Raw genomic sequence first — 558 nt, forward strand, 5'->3', positions numbered from 1 at the left:
TTGCTGGAGGTATCAGAAGTGCGAATGCTGACATGAGTAACGATAATGCGGGTGAAAAACCCGCACGCCGGAAGACCAAGGGTTCCTATCCCATGTTAATCAGGGTAGGGTAAGTCGACCCCTAAGGCGAGGCCGAAAGGCGTAGTCGATGGGAAACGGGTTAATATTCCCGTACTTGGTATAATTGCGATGGGGGGACGGAGCAGGCTAAACAAGCATGGCGTTGGTTGTCCATGTGAAAGTGAGTAGGTTGGTGACTTAGGAAAATCCGGGTTGCTAAGACTGAGACACGAGACGAGCACCCAAGGGTGTGAAGTTGTTGATGCCATACTTCCAGGAAAAGCCTCTAAGCTTCAGATTATACCGAATCGTACCCCAAACCGACACAGGTGGTCAGGTAGAGAATACTAAGGCGCTTGAGAGAACTCGGGTGAAGGAACTAGGCAAAATTGTACCGTAACTTCGGGAGAAGGTACGCTCCTATCTGTGATGAGACTTGCTCTCTAAGCGGACGGGAGCCGCAGTGACCAGGTGGCTGGGACTGTTTATTAAAAACAC

At 50.4% G+C, this 558-nt stretch carries 1 rRNA gene; it reads left to right on the top strand.

Features of this window, described 5'->3' with window-relative positions:
* Window positions 1-558 (top strand): 23S ribosomal RNA (locus tag AOG27_RS21035); the annotation flags it as partial.

The sequence above is a fragment of the Pseudoalteromonas lipolytica genome (genome assembly GCF_001306915.1).
GTDB lineage: Bacteria > Pseudomonadota > Gammaproteobacteria > Enterobacterales > Alteromonadaceae > Pseudoalteromonas > Pseudoalteromonas simplex.